This is a genomic window from Gammaproteobacteria bacterium (genome assembly GCA_016765075.1).
In the GTDB taxonomy this organism is placed as follows: Bacteria; Pseudomonadota; Gammaproteobacteria.
Genome location: JAESQP010000005.1, coordinates 1 through 18,498 on the forward strand (window position 1 = coordinate 1; position 18,498 = coordinate 18,498).

The window sequence follows — 18,498 nt, forward strand, 5'->3', positions numbered from 1 at the left end:
GCTTCCTGCACTCATGTCTGGCTACGCCATTCACCCTGACGCCGCTGTCTGTGGCTTACGGCGGCGCTTTTTAGGGCCATCATTTTTCTTCAACATCTTTTTCTGTTGTATCTCATCGCACTCTTGAAACTCAGTCCACCATGTTGCTAATTCTGGTTCTACTTCACCTGCATTTGCACGCAAGACTAAAAAATCATAGGCCGCACGAAAACGTGGATGCGCTAATAAGCGCCATGGCCGCTTGCCCCAACGCGTCTCAAAACGTGATTGCAATTGCCATATTTCTCGCATCATCACTGAAAAACGGCGTGGTATCGAAGTGTACTGTAGTTGCGTAGCAAGCAGCTGGTCTGCTGCAATCTGTATAGCTTGATATTGAGGCACTTTGTCAGACATGCGATCAAGTTCTGCTAACATCGGCCCCCATAACATGGCAGCAAATAAAAATGCAGGCGTAACAGATTTACCTTCTGCAATACGCGCATCCGTATTTGTGAGCGATGCGATGACTAAACGTTCGGCGTCGCTATCTCTATTGTGTTTAAAATAATCATCGGTTAGTGGGAACAAATAACGCAGTAAATCGTAGTCTCGTAACAACTGAAATGTCTTGACGGCAGATGCACCATGAAAAAGTTTTAATAATTCATCAAAAAGCCGCGATGAAGGAATGTCTTTCAGCATGCTGCCTAATTCTTTAATAGGCGCTTGCGTGGCTGGCTCAATGGTGAAATCTAGCTTTGCTGCAAAACGAATCGCTCTTAACATTCGCACAGGGTCTTCTTTATAGCGTTCGCTTGGCTCACCAATCATACGTAAGGTGCGCGATTCGATATCCGCCATCGCGCCAACATGATCACGTATAGAAAAATCTGCAATATCGTAATACAAGGCATTGACGGTAAAGTCACGACGCCAGGCATCTTCTTCCTCAGTACCATAGACATTGTCGCGTAAAATACGGCCATCTTCATGCTGAAGACTTTCGCCTTCTTGATGATGTGGCGCACGAAATGTCGCGACTTCGATCACCTCTCTGCCAAAATAAATATGCGCGAGACGAAAACGACGGCCGATCAGCCGGCAGTTCTTGAATACGTCTTTGACTTGTTCTGGGTGTGCGTTGGTCGAGACATCAAAGTCTTTAGGGAGCTTGCCAATCAAAAGATCGCGTACACAACCACCAACTAAATAGGCGTCGTAACCGGCACGACGCAGGCGCGATAAAACCTTTAATGCATTATCACTAATATGCTTGCGTGAAACCTGATGCTGGCTACGAGCAATAATCTCAATATTGGAAATAACTATTACCTTTTGCTTGTCAATAGTGACGATAAAAAATATATTGCCTATGATAACGTGTTTATTGTCGTCACACCCTATTCTGCTCACTCTGCAAATACTTACAAAAGAACGCCTACTTGCCAAGAGCAGCCAGACTGGGCTGAGTTAGAAGCCAAGTAACCTTCCCAGGTTACTAAAAATGTCCATCTACACGCACCAAATGTCTGTGCTCAGCACGTATCGGCACTGCAACTATTCATACTGAACAGAAATTTCGGCTATTCCATACCAAATGCGATTCATGTCACGCTTTTTATTACCGATCTTACGTATAAATCTGTTATGACGTGGCGAGTATGGGGTAGTAATGTAAATGGGTGCAGCAGCACAACGGATAGACAATAAAGTATTAAGGGGGTTTGTCCCCCTAGATGGGCTATCACCTCATAATTTTAGTGCGGTAGTATCTCGCCTACAAATAAGACAAGTTGAAAAAGGCGGTTATATCTTCAAAGAAGGTGACCGCGACCCAAACACACTTTACTTGATAGAAGGTAAGGTTGAGCTACAACAAAATGGCAGAAAAATTTCCGTCATGCGCGCAGGTAGCCATGATGCTATGCACCCATTGTCACCACAGCAACCACGCCTGAATGGCGCTTTAGCAAAAACACGTGTTACTGTCGCTTTTATCGATAAAACCTTACTCGATGCCTACGTTAGTACCCATCAAGAAAGTGCCTATGAAGTATGTGACATCAGCGCTGACCATGATAATGACTGGATGACGCGACTACTCCAGTCCGATACATTCTTGCGACTGCCACCCATGAATATCCAGCGTATGCTCACCCGCATGCAAGCAGTCCCACTCAAAGCTAACGATATTGTCCTCAACCAAGGCGATGACGGCGACGCCTATTACACCATCAAGCGCGGACGCTGCCGTGTCAGTCGTCGCGCCGATGACGGTAGTAAAAAAGTGTTAGCTGAGCTTGCTGACGGTGCTTGCTTTGGTGAAGACGCCCTGCTTTCTGAAAGCAAACGCAGCGCCACCATCACCATGTTGACTGACGGTGAGCTAATGCGTTTATCAAAAAAAGACTTCCTCGAGCTCCTTAACGACCCCTTGGTTGACACTATTGCCTACACCGAAGCCATTGAACTCATTGACCAGGGTGCCAAATGGTTAGACGCGCGCAGCAGCACCGAACACAGCTCACAACGCATCAATGACAGTATCAACATTCCTATACCAGAGCTACGTAATAAGCTGGAATTGCTTGACAAAAACACGACTTACATTACCTATTGTAATGACGGTCGTACCAGTTCCGCCGCCACTTTTGTGCTGAGACAATATGGCATCAACTCACGCGCGTTAAACAATGGCATAGCCTCCGTAGACAATTCATTAGTGACCGCTAATAGCAACACTCAGGCCAATGATGAACTCAACACTGAAGCCAAATTTAAAAATGGCACCGAGCCAAGTAGCGCTGAAATCATAGGCTTTGAAGAGCCATTAGGCGCCAAACATATCGCACAGATCAAACAACTTAGATCAGAACTCAACAAGCTGAGAGAACTATCCGCAACGCGGCTAAAACATACCAAGCTACAAGCACATGAACAAATCGAAAAACTGCAAAACGAGCTTAAGCAATCACACAGCAGTGAAAGTGAATTGCGCGACCATAATCAAGATGAAGTTAAACAGCTAAAAGCTGCACTCTATGAAGAACAAGAGAATGCTGCGTCAATAAGCACAAGCAAACTCGAAACTGAACAAACCTTAACAACACTTATCGAACAAGTTGCTAAATTAAAAGAACAGGATACGCAGCAAAAAAACGATCTGAAAGCCAATCAAGAAAAAATGATCACTTTCGAGCAGATTAAAATTGATGCGACAAATACTATTTCAGAACTACAGGCACAGTTAGAAAAAACGAGGCAAGATAAAGATCTATCAGAAAATTCGCCACAAAAACAAATACCTCAACTTGAAGAAAAACTCAGAGAGGCAATCGATACACGCAGCAATATTGAAGCACAACTATGTATCACACAAGAAACCGTCGACAAACTAACACAAAATGAAAAGCAAGCCGTCCAACAAACCAATGATCGGCAACAGGAAATTAAACATCTTAAAAACAAGCTAGAAGAGGCCATTACTGCTCAGCGCCAAACTGACCAAGAAGTATCTATCCTTCGCGGGAAGTTAGAAGGCAGTAAAGAAGCACAGAAAGGGGTTGTTAGCAAACTAAAACAGCAGCTCAAAGATACCTCAAATAAACACCAGAAAATAAGCGACGAAGGTGAATCGCTACACACACAACTTTCCGTTGCCGAGCAGCAGCTATCAGAAAAACAAAACACCATCAATAATCTAGCAGCAGATTTTGATAAAAATCAATCTATTATTGAAACACTCAGTAAAGACTACGATGCCGCACTATCAGAAAAAATGCACTTAAGTGATGAAATTGAATCACTGAAAAGTAAATTTAATGATACTAATAATAAAAGTGATACCCGCACTAAAGAACTCACTCTCAGCATTGAAGATAGTCATCGTACCAATCAATCTCTACAACAAGATAACCATGAACTAAAACTAAAACTTGAAGATGCAGCACGTGAAACCGAACGCCTGCAAGTTTCGATTAGTGGTGAGATCGATGCTGAAATAGAACGCTTACTTGCTGAAGTAAAAATTAAATCAGATGAACTCACGCAGCTGAAAAGTGCTCTCGAGAGTTCAATAAAAAATACGCAAGAAATCGAACAAAAACTGAACAATTTAGAAAATAAATTAGAAGAAAATCAAGCATATATCACTACACTAGAAGCCGATCTTAACGCCAATCAGGACGCTTGTAACTTACTTGAAGATACTATTCAAGAATTAGAAAATACGCGAAAATCATTACAAGAAAAAATAAGTAGCTACGAATCACAAATAAGCACGCTGTATGATGCGCAGGATAATAGCAACGAATTGACACAGCGTCTGGAATCACTTTCAGCAGAAAATGAAACACTGCATAGCAACCTAGCCACCACAGAGGAACAGTCAAAAACCATTAACAAGAAACTCGATACTGCAAACTTAGCGACATCCAACCTAAATGTTGATAACGACCAGTTGAGGAATAAGCTCTTTGAAACTGAAGAACAATTGGTCAGTATCAAATCAAAGCTCGGTAGTGCGCAATCAAATGCTGGCAATTCTAACGAAGAACTCTCTGAACTGAAAGAAACCATTTTTGATCTAGAAAAAGCTAAAAATATATTAGCAGAAAAATTAGCAGCACAAGCAATATTACAGCAAGAAAATTCCGCGCTACAGCAGCATATTGATGAACTTGAACAGAGCAAACAAGCATTGCTCACTGGCATCGAAGACAATGAATCCAATCAAGCAGAAATCGCACAAAAATTAAAAGAGTTTGAACAAGAAAAATCTACTCTCATAGAAAAAATTGGTAATAACGAGGAACTGATTACATCGCTACGCGATGAGCTTGAAAAAACTAATTCGACGCTTGATGATTTACATGCCAACCTTCGAACCGAACGCCTTGATCTGGAAACACAATTATACGAACAACGCTTACTTAAAGAGCAAGCTGAAGCAGTTGCCAATACCGTAAAACTAGAAATCGAAGGTGCCCGCGCAGAACTTAATGCCGCTAATCAACAACTCAATAATGCCAACAATAATGAACCCAATATCGCTGATACTGAGCAATTACAAAGGCTATCGGCAGACCTGGCTAAAGCAGTGGAGTACCGTAAACAAAGTGAAATTTCTAAACAAACATTGCAAGACGATATTGACGAAGCACGCAAAGAAGTCGCCCGACTCAAAGGCGAAAATGACGGGCACCTTGAGCTACGTATTCAACTTGAAGGACAGCTTTCTGTACTACGGCAACAACTACGTGCCGACCCAGTCGCCAACGAAATTATCGGTAACATTAAAAATCTAACCGATGGTAATAACATCGATAACATACCCGCCATCACTGACATTGGTCAAACTAGCTGGGAATCTACACCAACAAAAAATAGTAGTTACTTCATAGTCATAGCCGTATTTACCGCGCTTGCATTTGTCGGTACTGGCTCTTGGCTATTTAGAGCGCAGTTAGGGTTAGAGCACGAATGGCAAACCATTAGCCAACAACTCGGCTTGATAAAAAATACTGATGTAATGACCCAAAAAACCCTGACTGAAAAAACAAAAGCATTAACAAAAGAAAAATCAAACAGCGCCACCATCAGAAATACAACAACCTCGAATATCACAGCAGAAAATAAAACGTTACTCGCCGTAACACCAACATCGCGTGACGTCACCCCCATACCATTCCGCGTCTACCGTAATGCACTAAAAGACGGTGGCGCTAGCCCAATAATGGTAGAAATGCCAGCAGGGAATTTCACCATGGGTAGCAGTGTCACCTCTGACTTCTTTGAAGAGCGTCCACATCGCGATATTAAAGTAAGCCGCTTTGCCATCAGCAAACATGAAATTAGCTTTGCTGAATACGAAAAATTTGCTAAAGCCACTAAACATTCTACCCCCGATGATGAAGGCTGGGGACGCAACAACCAACCCGTAATCAATGTCAGTTGGCAAGATGCTGTCGACTATACCGTATGGCTATCTGAGCAGACGGGGCATAGCTATCGCCTTCCCAGTGAATCAGAATGGGAATACATGGCTCGTGCCGGTAGCCAGGCCAGCTATTGGTGGGGTAATGAGCCACGTGGTGATTATGCTAATTGTCACGATTGCACAGGCAATCTGACTGGCAAACAGACAGTCGCTGTAGAAAGCTATGATGCCAACGCCTTTGGCATTAAGAATACCGCTGGCAACGTCGCTGAATGGGTTCAGGACTGTTACCACGCTAGCTATGAAAATGCGCCTCTGGACAGCAAGGCCTGGATAAGCAATGGCAGCTGCGACAAGCGTATGGTTCGCGGTGGCTCATACCGTTCGGGCTTCAATCATCTACGCTCATCTGCTCGTGACTCCTTTGACATTACAACCCGCAGCGACTCAATCGGCTTCCGCGTTGTCAGGCAATACTAATTGTCTTAAAGGGCGCTCTTAATTCGATAACTGAGGGAAACACGCGCAATAACCGTTACATCGCCAGGGTTAAACGGCACCACTGCACTCTCCATTTTAGCGAAGCTACGCGTCGACAACTGATCCCGCTGTATATGAACAGGGCTAACTGCGGCATCATCAATAGTCAGCGCATGCACCTCCATTAATTTTACGCGGGTAGCCAAGGCCAAAGTTTGCGCGTCTTCAATTGCATTTTCCGCCGCTACACTAATTGCTTTTTGGCGATAATAGCGTGGGTCACTCAGCGAAAAACGCACTGAATTGACCCGGTTCACTCCAACTTCAACCACCTTGTTGATCAATTCACCGATCAAATCCTTTTGCTTGCTTTTAATGTGCAATGGACTGGTGACAGTAAAACCGACAATCTCTCTACGCCAGTTCACTGGCGGATTTTTCGGCCTGGCCGACCAAACTGGCTGAATACGAAATTGACCGCTACGGTATTCATCCTTGGCCAAACCCAGGGCTTGCAAGGCATCTATGACCAATTGCGTTGACTTGGCGCTCTCTGCCAAGGCGGCCATCGCTGTTTTGGCCTCACTCACTATCGACAGATCGGCCTCCACTTGATCAGCGGGCACCTTAAGCTCCGCAACACCTCGTACTGAAAGCAAAGCAATTTCACTCTCAGCATTAACTGACCCTGCCGATATAAAAACAAATACCAATATGAGCCAACGATTTACTGCCATATTTATTCCCTATCCGCTACTGATCAGATACTCTAGAATACGCTTTTACAACCGAAACGAAAATAAGCTTATGCTCCTGTCACGACAACGCATTGGTTCATCAACTCGACTGTTAACAACCGGTATGTTACACGCGTCATGAAAAAACGGCTTGGTTTTGATATCCTTTTAGGCTTTGCTCTCACACTATCATTAGTGAATATCAGCTTTTCTGCTGGAGAATCCGAACTTACGCAGCCGCAAAAAAATTTTATCGCAGCTGAAAAAGCTCTACGCGCTGGTAAGTTGGCTGAGTACGAACGCCTCCGAACAACACTTAGCAACTACCCACTCGTTCCCTACCTGGAATACACAAACTTACGCCGTAGGCTTAGCTTAGCCCCGGAAAAAGAAATCAATACCTTTGTCGAAAAGTATAGCCAAATGCATTTAGCAACACGTTTACGTGCTGCTTATCTCAAACGACTCGCCGAAAAAAAATCCTGGTCGAAATATGCTGGGAACTACCTATTCACTAGCGATATTGATGTTCTGTGTCGTTATCAAATAGCGCTTTATCACACTGGCTACCAAAATATTGCGTTAAAAAACACCGCAAAAATCTGGCTTCACCCAAAGTCGCTACCAAAAAGTTGCGACCCATTATTTGCAAAGTGGTTTGAAGCTGGCAGCCCTAACAATGAACAAGCCTGGCAACGTTTTGAACTCGCTATTAATGCCAGACAATTTCATTTAGCAAAATATTTAATGCGCTTTCTAGCAGAATCAGACCACTCGCTGGCAACATTTTGGTTACAACTACAGCGCAATCCACTTATCGTTTTACAACACAACGTCCCTATCGCCAACCATCCCTACCACAATAAAGTGCGCCTCTATGCTGCCACCCAAACAGCGCGCATTGTGCCTGATCGCTTGGATCAGGTCTGGTCGAAAATGATTGCATTACGCAATATTGATACACACCTCAGTCAAAACGCCATCAATACGATTGCATTAGTGCTGGCATACAAACACGATGCAAGAGCGGTAGATTGGTTTGCACGCCTGAAAGACTCAACCGAGCGTGATACAAAAAGCCATGAATGGCATTTGCGTAGCCTGTTAAGACGGCAAGACTGGCCTGCCATTCGAGTTATAATTGAGCAATTACCGTCTGAGCAAGTAAAGACATCACAATGGGATTATTGGTATGCACGCGCACTTGAACAAACAGGTGACATTAAGCAAAGTAATGCTCTCTATAAAAAACTAGCAAGTAAACGTAGTTATTATGGCTTTCTTTCTGCTGACCGTATCGAACAACCTTACCAATTTAATACAGAAATTCTTAACTACACTCAAACTGATATAGACAGCATTGAAGCGCTCGACGCTGTCAAACGCATCAAAGAGTTAGTTGCTCTCAAGCGTGAAACGGGTGCGCGGCGCGAATGGTATTATTTACTTCCACATCTTGACAATGAACAACTAAAGAAATTTTCTGCTTTACTTCATCAATGGGGCTGGCATGATCGCGCCATACTCACTATGGCGCGTAGCAAGCATCGTGATGATTTGGAAATACGTTTTCCATTGCTCTATCAAGGTATCGTCACTGAACAAGCAGAAAAATATCAGTTAGACCCCTCGTTAATGTTCGCCATGATTCGCCAAGAAAGCGCTTACAACGTTAAGGCGCGCTCCCCTGCTGGTGCACGCGGCCTAATGCAACTCATGCCAGGCACAGCGCGTGACGTCGCCAAATCACTAAAACTGCCCTTAAAAAATAATAATAAACTCTACAATGCTAAATTCAATGTTACTTTAGGCAGCAGTTATTTGGCTCAAATGCTTAAGCGTTTCGACAATAACAGTATATTGGCAACTGCGGCCTATAACGCAGGGCCTCACCGGGTAAAACGTTGGCTCCCGGAAAGTGTCTCATTACCAGCAGATATTTGGGTGGACACTATTCCGTTTACTGAAACACGCAACTATGTCAAAAATGTACACGCCTATATTGCTGTTTATAACTATAGGCAAGGCATAACGCCAGTAATGATTTCGCGACAAATGAAGCCAGTTGTACCCACTGTAACGACACAAAAAACAATCGCTGGCAAACTCATAGCAAGTGCTCCAGCAATATCACTTTGACGGAGCCTAAGGCGACGCGTGAACCAGTTCTAACTTACTGGCGTTAAACTGATAAATTTATCGTTGCCATCAATACATAGAAAAAATTCACCGTCAATACCCTCGTGAGTTAATAAAGGACGTAATAGCTCTGCCGGCAGATGAATCATGCGCCCGTCGCTTGCGCGCGCAACAACGGTGTCGGCATCACCTTTATAATAGGCAAGATAACGGTGTGCTGGAATTGACAGTTGTAAGCGTATGGTTTGCCCTTGCAGGATTTTCTTTGGCATAATTTTCAGTCGCACTCACTTATCCCTTCTTGCGAATTTGGTACAAAGCCTCGTCATAGCGATTTTTGATCTGTGACTTAGCCAGTCCAAGTGAAACAGAAAACAGCCAAGCCATGAGTAAAGTGAAGCACAATTTAAACAAGCCGCCCCATGAAACTATCCAGGCAACAACCATCAAGGCCAACAGCACAATAATAATCACTGGTCCATAATCGCTCCATGCGCGTACGATACGGCATAGACCCTGTATTACTTTTTCATCCCAACTGCGCTCATCATCAACACGATGAGATGTTTTACCTTCTAATTCTTCCTCAAGTTGAGTCAACTTTTCTTTCAAGTGTGCATTATCGTCTTGCAAATCATGTAATTGTGATTGCGTCTTTTCGAGTTCTTTTTTTACGGTCGCAGCAGAAATCGTTGTTTTAGATGTGCTTTTTTTCGCTGTTTTCTTTACTGGCTTACTCGTCTTTTCCGACGTTGTCGTCGTATCTGTTTTTTTCGTCATGAGTTACCATCCTGCATACTAGGAGCCTGTCGGACTTAGGATGAATCTACTGCGGAAAAGCTATTTTGGCCAGATTTTTCGATTGATTTCGTTAAATAGACTCACTATTCGCCTCAATCAATCGAAAAATCTGGCTCAAAATGACTTTCCCTCGCTACGATCACCTAAGCCCGACAGGCTTCTCAACTTATTCACATTCTACCAATCAATATATCTCGAGCCAGGCAACAATCTTTAGCTTATGTATCACGTTTTTCATCAAAAGGGTATTTGCTGGCCATCAAAGGCAACAAAAGCACCTAATTCGTAGTCGCCAATACTATTAATCACTTTACGCATACCCGCAACCGAGGTCTGCGTATCAATTAAACCACTGTGCGACGTCATGTCTGTCATGACCCATCCTGGATGCAGCGTAATCACTTGCACCCCTTGTGGTTGCAAATCGATTGCCATTGACTTCGAACATATCACTAAAGCGGCTTTTGCAGCACGATAGGCATAGCAGCCACCACTGCTGTTGTCTGCCGATGAACCCATCTTGGAACTTAAATTAGCAATGCGACCTTGAACCTTAGCCACACGTTGCAACAAACTTTGCACAACTTTTATTGGCGCGACACAATCAACATCAAATACCTGGTGCATAGTGTCTGCACTGATTCGATTCAATTGCTGATCACTGCCATAGATACCGGCATTATTAATCAGAATATCAATTCTATCAGGCAGTTGCGCAGCAGTCTCAGAAGAAAGGGGCTGTGTTACATCCCAACGCACGGTATGCAGTAACAAATTATCAATAGCTGATAAATCGCCTAAATCAGCACGATGACACGCCCAAACTTCATCGCCCGCAGCCAGGTATTGCTGCACAAATTCAAGGCCAAGACCACGATTAGCACCTGTAATAACAATGTTCATAAAAAAATCCTGAGTATTAACAGTTAGCGTGTCGGATAACCAAGAAAATAAACTTGTTCATCAATGGCATCAAGCCCACGCGCATTAAAATGCGGCTCTTGCGCAATAATATTTTTACTACCAAGAGGAGTAATCGGCACCACTTCAGCAAAATGATGGCGTACTTCATAAGGCGGAACTGAAAATGGCGGACCATCCATCTTGTCCTGGTTATAATTAAAACTGACCAGCAATGCAGACAAAGGTTCTGGCACAAGATGGTTAAGATGCTTGCAATAATCACTACGCATCCCTTTGGGCAAAGCGACCAAGGCTGCTCTGTCATAAACAGCATCAACGTGCTCCAGTAATTCGGGGATCAGATCAAAGAAATCACCACGATAAAGAGTGATATTGCCGCAGTGCCACCGCTCGAGGTGACCAAACTGCTTTATATCAGGTGTCAGTTGATTTTCGGTAAAAAATGCCTCGACTGCTTTTTCAGATAACTCGACGCCAATGACCTCAACACCTAAGCTCGCCAGCCATACCATATCCTGCGACTTGCCACATAAAGGCACAAAAACGCAGCCACCCGGCTGCACACCAAGCACGCTATAATGCTCACGCAAATTAGGATTAACCTCGTCGAGATGGAAACCAATCGCGTCGTCGACCCAACGCTGTTGCCAAAATGCTGCATCCATATCTAAAGTTTACCTTTTACTAATACATATACCTTTAATTCAATAAGAATAAAGAGAAAATTTTAACTCTTTGTGATCAATCATAAAAAAAGGATGTTAGTCTAGAGCCTGTTAACGCTCACGATTATTTATGACGTCTATGTTAAAGCTGCATCAGATCATTCTGCTAGTTTCTTTATTTTTGCCATTTCACTCAAGCCTTGCCGAATCAACCATTAGTATCGCTGGCTCCAGCACCCTGCTACCGATCATGGCTGATGCCGCCAAGGCTTATAAGGCACTGACCAAGTCAGCGACCAATATTACCGTTTCTGGAGGCGGATCGGGTACTGGCATCAACGCCGCCATTAACGGTATTGCCCATATCGGCATGATATCTCGACAACCCACCGCAGCAGAATGGAGCCAACTGTCAGAAAAATTTGAACTCATCAATATTGCTCGCGATGCCGTCGCTATCACCGTATCAAAAGCTGTTATCGAATCGGGTATTAACAGTCTTAGTATCAACCAGGTTGCTGACATTTATCGTGGCAAGATTAAAAACTGGCGACAAGTCGGTGGCTTTGATAAGAAAATACTGGTTATTGATAAAGAACCCTCACGCGGCACGCGGCATGTCTTTGCCAAGGTCGTGCTGGGCGACGCCAAGGCTCGCGCGCCGGGCGCAACGATTGTTTCTGGCTCCAACAATGAAGAACGTTCAATCATCAGTCGTAGCACTCAAGCTATTGGCATGCTATCGCATGCCTGGCTCAATGATAAGGCACGTGGCATACCACTAAAGCTCGATAGCGGTAAAATAGTTACTGCAAGCAGAGACAATGTATTCGATGGTAGCTATCCCATTCAGCGCAATCTGTCTCTGGTTGTGGCAAAAAATCGCAGTGGTGAATTGCAATCCTTTATCGAGTTTCTACAATCTCCCAGTCTCACTCCATCGATTGAGAAAAATGGCTATTTTCCGTTAAATTAAGCTATGTGGTTACGCAGCTGGATAACATTTTCCGTCCTTATCAGCCTTTTACTGTCATTACTATTCATCGGTTTTTTAGTCCACGCATCATTACCCTTTTTTATCGATTATGGCCTCTCACCCATTATTGGCAGCGAATGGTATCCCTATGAAAACCTTTACGGATTACTACCCGCACTGCTGGGCAGCGCTTGGGCAATCATCATTGCGCTAGCCATAGCGCTGCCATGCGGCCTAGCCGCTGCTATCGTCTGTGTCGAAATTCTGCCTCAGCGCTACCATGGGTTAGTTAATTTAGTGATTGATATCCTCGCTGGCATACCCTCTGTTGTCTACGGTTTACTGGGCATAGCACTGTTGCTACCGTGGTTAGAAAATAATCTGGACTTGCTTAGTGGTCATAGCCTGCTCGCAGCAGGCCTATTATTATCCATCATGATATTGCCAACGATCATCCGACTGAGCCAGGATGCACTGCGCGATATCGACAACAGCTACCATGAGGCTGCTAGCAACCTTGGGCTCGACTGGTCACAACGATTGTTTGCTGTCTTGTTACCACAAGCGTGGCCGAGCATACGCTCGGCCTCATTGCTTGCAACCGGCCGTGGCCTCGGCGAAACCATTGCGGTGATGCTGGTCGTTGGCTCTATCGATCGTATTCCCGATCCCTGGTATAACCTGCTTGCCCCGGCGCAAACCATTACCTCACGTATTGGCCGCGAAATGGGCGAGGCCAGTGTTGGCAGCAGCCATTGGTCAGCCTTAATGGCCTCTGGTTTGATTTTAACGCTATTTGTCATGTTGCTGAGTATTCTTGCTCACACACCAAAAAAAGGCGTTGCACATGGCTAACCGCCTAACTCAAATAGTGTTATGCGCATTAGCCTTGCCCGCACTGGCGATACCTTTGTTGTGCCTGGCCTATTTATTGGCTCGCGGTTTACCGGGGTTTGACAGCAGCTTGTTTGGTTTTAACTTCAACGAGCCATTAGGCGAATCAAGTCTTAATAGCAAACACGGTATTCTTCCACAAATCATTGGCTCATTATTGCTCAGTGTCTTCTCTTGTCTGTTAGCATTCCCTCTGGCCTTAGGCCTGTCACTATATAACAGACTCTATGCCGGGCAACGCAGTCAATCGTTTATGCTGCATTTATTAACCACCTTCCAAAGCATTCCACCACTCGTATATGGCCTCTGTGGTTTGGCGGTATTTGTGCATTTGCTAAACTGGGGAATCTCACTGGCCGCTGGCGCGATAGTGCTGGCCATGATTATCTTGCCGCTACTAACCCTCAATACCATCCATGCACTGGAACGCATACCCGATGCGCTGACTGAAGCAGCCCGCGCACTCGGCATGTCAGCCAGCCAAATCATTTGGCACGTCTGGCGACCACGCGCATGGCGCAGCTTGTTAACAGGTTTATTTCTCGCCATAGCACGTACCCTGTCTGAAACCGCACCAATACTATTTACCGCGACCGTATTCTCTGGAGTGATCTGGCCCGACTCTTTATTCTCACCCGTCACCAGCCTGCAAACCCACATCTTTTACCTGGCGCAAGAAGCCGTCGATGAAACTAGCGTGGCACATGCCTGGAGTAGTGCGCTGGTTCTTGTTACGCTAGTTGCCATGTTCAGTGTGATTGCACATATTCTTAATAGACGGCATAGCAACCATGGATAAGCCAACAATGGTAGCAATAACAGAAACCGTCGAAAAAACACCGGCTCAAGTAATCCCCTTGCAGAAAATCGGGCAGAAAATCCGCGTTGTCATCAGCGAACTGTCATTAAAACGTGCTGGCCGAACCATTCTCAACAAGCTTAACTTCAGCCTCGCCGACCAAGGCATTACTACTATCATTGGTCCTTCCGGTGCAGGTAAAAGCTCGTTGCTGCGCTGCATGAATGGCTTGGCCAAAGACTGGCAAGGCGAAATCATTATCGATGGGATCTCCAGTAAGCACTGGCCAGAAGGTGTCCATGGCTTACACCAGCATATTGGCTTAATTGGCCAAAAACCCACCGTATTCCCCTGCTCAATTACTGATAATGTTATTTTTGGTGTTCGCGGCAAACAACGCCGACAAGACAATAGTTACCTTGTTAAATCCTGCCTTCAACAAGCCGCCTTATGGGATGAAGTCTGTGATCGACTCGATGACGATGCGCAAACACTGTCTATTGGCCAACAGCAACGCCTGTGCATCGCCCGCGCACTAGCGGTAAAACCCGCTGTTATTCTGCTCGACGAACCCACCGCATCGCTCGACCCACGCTCAAAAAACAAAATAGAAGCATCGCTATACCAACTTGCTAAAAACATGCCTGTGGTAGTGGTTAGCCACGACCTGGATCAAGTGCGCCGCCTCGGTGGCCACACCCTGTTTATGTGCGATGGCAATCTGATCGAACAAGCCGACAGCGCGATGTTACTCGATACGCCACAACGTATTGAGACACGCGAATTCTTTCAGTGGAGCGTCTGTGATTGCCCACCGGATAGCAGCGAATAAAGTAAAATCAATATCTGCTGTGCCTGCAAAAAGGTGACGGCAAGCAACCGAAATAAATATCAGTGTGCGCTAATCAATAACTGATATCGAGCAAATCACACCCGTACCACCTAAACCACAATAGCCATTCGGGTTTTTCGCCAGGTATTGCTGGTGATAGGCTTCTGCATAATAAAATTCAGCGGCTGATTTAATTTCAGTTGTGATCGCACTATAGCCTGATTGCTTTAACTGCTGCTGGTAGTCTACCAAGCTTTGTTTGGCTAACTTCATTTGCTGTGGACTATAGGTATAAATACCAGAACGGTATTGCGTCCCTTTATCATTGCCTTGCTGCATACCCTGCGTCGGGTTATGTGCTTGCCAAAATGTTGTTAGCAAGGTTGTATACTCAATCAAGTTGGGATCATAAACAACGTGAACAACTTCGTTATGCCCTGTCTGACCACTACAGACTTCTTCATAACTTGGGTTAGGTGTATAACCCGCCGTATAACCAACGGCAGTGACATAAACCCCTTTTAATTGCCAAAAACAACGTTCAGCACCCCAAAAACAGCCCAGGCCAAACATCGCTTGCTCCATGCCATCAGGAAACGGCGGCGGCATACTGTTACTGTTAACATAATGTGTATCAGCAACAGGCATTGCCGTATCGCGACCTGGTAAAGCCTGGTCAGCACTCGACATCATTACTCTTTTGCGACCTGGCAACCAGATTCTCCTGTTTCAAACTAATTCAGTTGGGTGGTTTACTTGCTATTATTGACATAGTGAATAAGAGAATGTTGCGCCTCATTATCCAGGCCAATAAATTGAACGCCGACGTGGTACTCATCTTCAGACAAGCGGAAAAATCGTGTTACCACGGCATTACACTCCAGCATAAAGTCTTCAGTCACCTTGACCCTCAGCGTGAAATTAACTTTATCATTTGGATTGGACCGATGACCCTCTGGGAAAATCCGTTGTACTGTCGAATAATTGCAGTTAAACGACAGACCCCTATAGGAAAAATCGATACTCGGCATGGTACACACTTGCCTGCCAAGTAAAAGCACACTGACTGGCAATTTGACCTTAATACGCTTCGATAATCGTCGTTCCATAAGCAGCCTTGCTGTTTACCCCAGCCTTAACATAATTAAGCAGACCCGTGTATTCTGAATGCCCTAAGGTACAATACAGCCTCATGAACAGATCGGGGTAAATACTACAAAGTGATAGTTACATACCCCTACGTTCCATATTACCGTGTTTTACCTGTGTAATGCCGCTCTCTTGCCACGTTTTTTGAACATCGTGCTGACGGTAGACACTAAGTAAATCGAAAAGGCCTTCACTCGTTTCCTGTCCACCATTAAATATTTGTGGCAATGCATCCCCCACGCCTTCGCGGGGGCAGGCTCCACGCTTTCGCGGAGGCAAGCTCTTAGGGGGCAGCGCACCTTCGCGGAGCATGGCTTGGGCAGATGCGATCAAAGGTTTGCTTTGATAATGAGTCTTGTGGGCAAAATGAATATACTTCAGCGCCAAAAAAGCATTAAACCACTGAAAAAAGCGCTCAACCAGGGTTTTTACGCTGGCCGTATTGGCTCGAATTTCAGCCATACGTTGCTCAACACCTTGCTGCTTAAGAAATATCACTAGCACTTGCGGCAATAACTGTAAGCCGCCAATAGTAAAGTCAGACTTCTCTGCTAAACCTTGTAACCAGTTTACTAAACATCGTAAATCTTGAAATACCCGTGAATCATAGGTGCTATAAGTGCCAGAGCCATCCTCCATCCAACGTGACACAGCAGGGCCAGTACCAAAAGGAACCCGCTGTGATAAACGGGCAGAGGGCATTACCCGTGTTGTATGAATGCGCCCACATTGACCCAAGGTAGTAAATTTATGAATAAAATAAAAATCTTCACCGCCCTGACGCTTATTCATTCCACCCTGCGCCATATAGGCTTTAGCACGCACAGCAAAACATGAACCTAGTGTCTGATAGCCGTACGGTAAGCCTGCGTAACAAATGCCTTGCACGTAGTAGCGTAAATACAACTCGTAAGCAATCATCGCATCACGATGGTCGTCATCAGACACTTCTTCAAATCGATGCTCAAAATCAATGACTGCAATCTGATGTTGTCGATTGACAAAAAAATATTGTCTCAATTCGCATAAGTAATTCTCGCTTAACAAACAATCTGCATCGAGAGAAACACACACTCCCTCCTCATTACCCACTTCAGCAAAGCGTGAAACAGCAAGATCCAAACCGATCTTACGTGCCAAACCAACCCCTTGGTGTTTTACTGGCAGGCTATCCTCGTAAACACAATGCAAACGAAATGCAGCTTCATTAAATTGCCCAGCCCAAGTAGACAATTCATCCAGCGTTTTCCTGTTTTGTTGGTGAATAGTATCGTCGTCCTGGCACGAAGCGTTTATAATAAGCAACACCTCAACGGCGCAACCTGGTCTGGTGCACGCATACAAGGCATTAATGGTATGCATTACATCAGGTTCGTTGTAACAGGGAATGACCACAATCAAGCCTAAATTTGATGCTGACAAACCAGCGCTGGAATCAAGGGGCTTAAATGTCGCGGCAAAACGTTGGCAATAACGCAGCCAGCGCTGTTGAATAGTATTCTCAGACCTTGTTAACATTAGTTATTAAACACTAAATTTAAAATATTAATTATAGGGAACCTCTAATCAATCCATGGCAAAAAAATCGATAAGCTTGCTGAGCGCAACTGACCCCAGCTGGGTGAATGTCATTATAGAGAATTTTGACACTTTTCTGGCAGACCATGCTAACTGCGAACGCAAAGCATCAGCCTTGGCAATGAGCATGGTGGTACGTTACCCAGACCGAGCTAAAATTATTCCTGCCTTGATCGAGCTGGCACAAGAAGAGCTGGAACACTTTAGCCAAGTCTATGCGCTAATGCAAAAGCGCGGTGTCAGCCTCATTAAAGATGAGCCTGACTCTTACGTAAACCAGCTTGGCAAAAAAATGCGCCATGGCCGCGAAGACCGCTTTCTTGACCAATTATTAGTGTCGTCATTGATTGAATGCCGCGGCGCTGAACGTTTTCGTATTATTGCCGAAGCATTGGTAGACACTGAACTAAAACAGTTTTACAAAGTGCTCGCCGGTACTGAAGCCAAACACGGCCATGTCTTTGTCGAGTTAGCCTTAAATTATTATAGCGAGGATGAGGTGTATCCTCGCTTGCAAGAACTCGCCGAATTCGAGACGGAAATCGTCACAAAACTGAAATGGCGCGCCTCTCTGCATTAAACTTACAGATACCGAAAGCGACGT

General features: G+C 44.8%; 16 protein-coding genes. 7 read left to right on the forward strand and 9 right to left on the reverse strand.

What is annotated here, in order from left to right:
- Positions 1–30 precede the first annotated feature (30 nt).
- Positions 31–1,338, reverse strand: coding sequence for a polynucleotide adenylyltransferase PcnB (pcnB, locus tag JKY90_00190; protein ID MBL4850692.1), 1,308 nt, complete (start codon positions 1,336–1,338; stop codon positions 31–33).
- A 322-nt stretch (positions 1,339–1,660) separates the two neighbouring features.
- Here pcnB and JKY90_00195 point away from each other — a divergent pair, with 322 nt between their 5' ends.
- The gene (locus JKY90_00195) at positions 1,661–6,400 is read left to right on the forward strand and encodes an SUMF1/EgtB/PvdO family nonheme iron enzyme (protein ID MBL4850693.1); all 4,740 of its coding nucleotides are present in this window, start codon (positions 1,661–1,663) and stop codon (positions 6,398–6,400) included.
- Positions 6,401–6,405: 5 nt separating this feature from the next.
- On the opposite strand, the gene JKY90_00200 is transcribed toward JKY90_00195, so the two are convergent.
- Complete coding sequence (locus tag JKY90_00200; GenBank protein MBL4850694.1) at positions 6,406–7,137, reverse strand: SIMPL domain-containing protein; 732 nt, start codon at positions 7,135–7,137, stop codon at positions 6,406–6,408.
- A gap of 138 nt (positions 7,138–7,275) precedes the next feature.
- Here JKY90_00200 and JKY90_00205 point away from each other — a divergent pair, with 138 nt between their 5' ends.
- The gene (locus JKY90_00205; GenBank protein ID MBL4850695.1) at positions 7,276–9,276 is read left to right on the forward strand and encodes a transglycosylase SLT domain-containing protein; all 2,001 of its coding nucleotides are present in this window, start codon (positions 7,276–7,278) and stop codon (positions 9,274–9,276) included.
- Between the two features lie 29 nt (positions 9,277–9,305).
- Here the strand turns inward: JKY90_00205 and JKY90_00210 are convergent, their stop codons facing one another.
- From JKY90_00210 to JKY90_00225, 4 genes are all read right to left on the reverse strand, one after another.
- A complete protein-coding gene (locus tag JKY90_00210; protein MBL4850696.1) occupies positions 9,306–9,548 on the reverse strand; it encodes a DUF2835 domain-containing protein in 243 nt (80 codons plus the stop codon).
- 19 nt (positions 9,549–9,567) lie between these two features.
- Positions 9,568–10,056 (reverse strand): hypothetical protein, encoded by a 489-nt coding sequence (locus tag JKY90_00215; protein MBL4850697.1) that lies wholly within the window; start codon positions 10,054–10,056, stop codon positions 9,568–9,570.
- Positions 10,057–10,314: 258 nt separating this feature from the next.
- Positions 10,315–10,980: an SDR family oxidoreductase gene (locus tag JKY90_00220; protein ID MBL4850698.1), complete on the reverse strand. Its 666-nt coding sequence runs from the start codon at positions 10,978–10,980 to the stop codon at positions 10,315–10,317.
- Positions 10,981–11,003: 23 nt separating this feature from the next.
- Positions 11,004–11,666, reverse strand: a complete 663-nt coding sequence (locus JKY90_00225) for a thiopurine S-methyltransferase (protein ID MBL4850699.1) — start codon at positions 11,664–11,666, stop codon at positions 11,004–11,006.
- A 130-nt stretch (positions 11,667–11,796) separates the two neighbouring features.
- On the opposite strand from JKY90_00225, the gene JKY90_00230 reads away from it, so the two are divergent.
- The 4 genes from JKY90_00230 to JKY90_00245 are packed head-to-tail and all read left to right on the forward strand — an operon-like array spanning position 11,797 to position 15,167.
- Positions 11,797–12,642, forward strand: a complete 846-nt coding sequence (locus JKY90_00230) for a substrate-binding domain-containing protein (protein ID MBL4850700.1) — start codon at positions 11,797–11,799, stop codon at positions 12,640–12,642.
- Between the two features lie 3 nt (positions 12,643–12,645).
- Complete coding sequence (gene pstC / locus JKY90_00235) at positions 12,646–13,497, forward strand: phosphate ABC transporter permease subunit PstC (GenBank protein MBL4850701.1); 852 nt, start codon at positions 12,646–12,648, stop codon at positions 13,495–13,497.
- A complete protein-coding gene (locus JKY90_00240; protein MBL4850702.1) occupies positions 13,490–14,335 on the forward strand; it encodes an ABC transporter permease subunit in 846 nt (281 codons plus the stop codon). Before pstC ends, JKY90_00240 begins: the two co-directional genes overlap by 8 nt.
- A gap of 7 nt (positions 14,336–14,342) precedes the next feature.
- Positions 14,343–15,167, forward strand: coding sequence for an ATP-binding cassette domain-containing protein (locus tag JKY90_00245; protein MBL4850703.1), 825 nt, complete (start codon positions 14,343–14,345; stop codon positions 15,165–15,167).
- Between the two features lie 69 nt (positions 15,168–15,236).
- Here the strand turns inward: JKY90_00245 and msrA are convergent, their stop codons facing one another.
- From msrA to JKY90_00260, 3 genes are all read right to left on the reverse strand, one after another.
- Positions 15,237–15,860 carry a peptide-methionine (S)-S-oxide reductase MsrA gene (gene msrA, locus JKY90_00250; GenBank protein MBL4850704.1) on the reverse strand — a complete coding sequence of 208 codons (624 nt, stop codon included), beginning with the start codon at positions 15,858–15,860 and terminating at the stop codon, positions 15,237–15,239.
- A gap of 59 nt (positions 15,861–15,919) precedes the next feature.
- Complete coding sequence (locus JKY90_00255; protein ID MBL4850705.1) at positions 15,920–16,276, reverse strand: PilZ domain-containing protein; 357 nt, start codon at positions 16,274–16,276, stop codon at positions 15,920–15,922.
- Between the two features lie 118 nt (positions 16,277–16,394).
- On the reverse strand, positions 16,395–17,834 hold the full coding sequence (locus tag JKY90_00260) for a hypothetical protein (GenBank protein MBL4850706.1): 1,440 nt from the start codon (positions 17,832–17,834) through the stop codon (positions 16,395–16,397).
- 55 nt (positions 17,835–17,889) lie between these two features.
- Between JKY90_00260 and JKY90_00265 the strand changes: the two genes are divergently transcribed.
- Positions 17,890–18,474 (forward strand): tRNA-(ms[2]io[6]A)-hydroxylase, encoded by a 585-nt coding sequence (locus tag JKY90_00265; GenBank protein MBL4850707.1) that lies wholly within the window; start codon positions 17,890–17,892, stop codon positions 18,472–18,474.
- Positions 18,475–18,498 lie beyond the last annotated feature (24 nt).

Coding starts and splice junctions, on each gene's coding strand:
- JKY90_00225 (MBL4850699.1), bottom strand. CDS start 11,666: ATGGATGCAGCATTTTGGCAACAGCGTTGGGTCGACGACGCGATTGGT.
- JKY90_00260 (MBL4850706.1), bottom strand. CDS start 17,834: ATGTTAACAAGGTCTGAGAATACTATTCAACAGCGCTGGCTGCGTTAT.
- JKY90_00200 (MBL4850694.1), bottom strand. CDS start 7,137: ATGGCAGTAAATCGTTGGCTCATATTGGTATTTGTTTTTATATCGGCA.
- JKY90_00215 (MBL4850697.1), bottom strand. CDS start 10,056: ATGACGAAAAAAACAGATACGACGACAACGTCGGAAAAGACGAGTAAG.
- JKY90_00230 (MBL4850700.1), top strand. CDS start 11,797: ATGACGTCTATGTTAAAGCTGCATCAGATCATTCTGCTAGTTTCTTTA.
- JKY90_00195 (MBL4850693.1), top strand. CDS start 1,661: ATGGGTGCAGCAGCACAACGGATAGACAATAAAGTATTAAGGGGGTTT.
- JKY90_00210 (MBL4850696.1), bottom strand. CDS start 9,548: ATGCCAAAGAAAATCCTGCAAGGGCAAACCATACGCTTACAACTGTCA.
- pstC (MBL4850701.1), top strand. CDS start 12,646: ATGTGGTTACGCAGCTGGATAACATTTTCCGTCCTTATCAGCCTTTTA.
- JKY90_00220 (MBL4850698.1), bottom strand. CDS start 10,980: ATGAACATTGTTATTACAGGTGCTAATCGTGGTCTTGGCCTTGAATTT.
- JKY90_00255 (MBL4850705.1), bottom strand. CDS start 16,276: ATGGAACGACGATTATCGAAGCGTATTAAGGTCAAATTGCCAGTCAGT.
- JKY90_00265 (MBL4850707.1), top strand. CDS start 17,890: ATGGCAAAAAAATCGATAAGCTTGCTGAGCGCAACTGACCCCAGCTGG.
- JKY90_00240 (MBL4850702.1), top strand. CDS start 13,490: ATGGCTAACCGCCTAACTCAAATAGTGTTATGCGCATTAGCCTTGCCC.
- JKY90_00245 (MBL4850703.1), top strand. CDS start 14,343: ATGGTAGCAATAACAGAAACCGTCGAAAAAACACCGGCTCAAGTAATC.
- JKY90_00205 (MBL4850695.1), top strand. CDS start 7,276: ATGAAAAAACGGCTTGGTTTTGATATCCTTTTAGGCTTTGCTCTCACA.
- msrA (MBL4850704.1), bottom strand. CDS start 15,860: ATGATGTCGAGTGCTGACCAGGCTTTACCAGGTCGCGATACGGCAATG.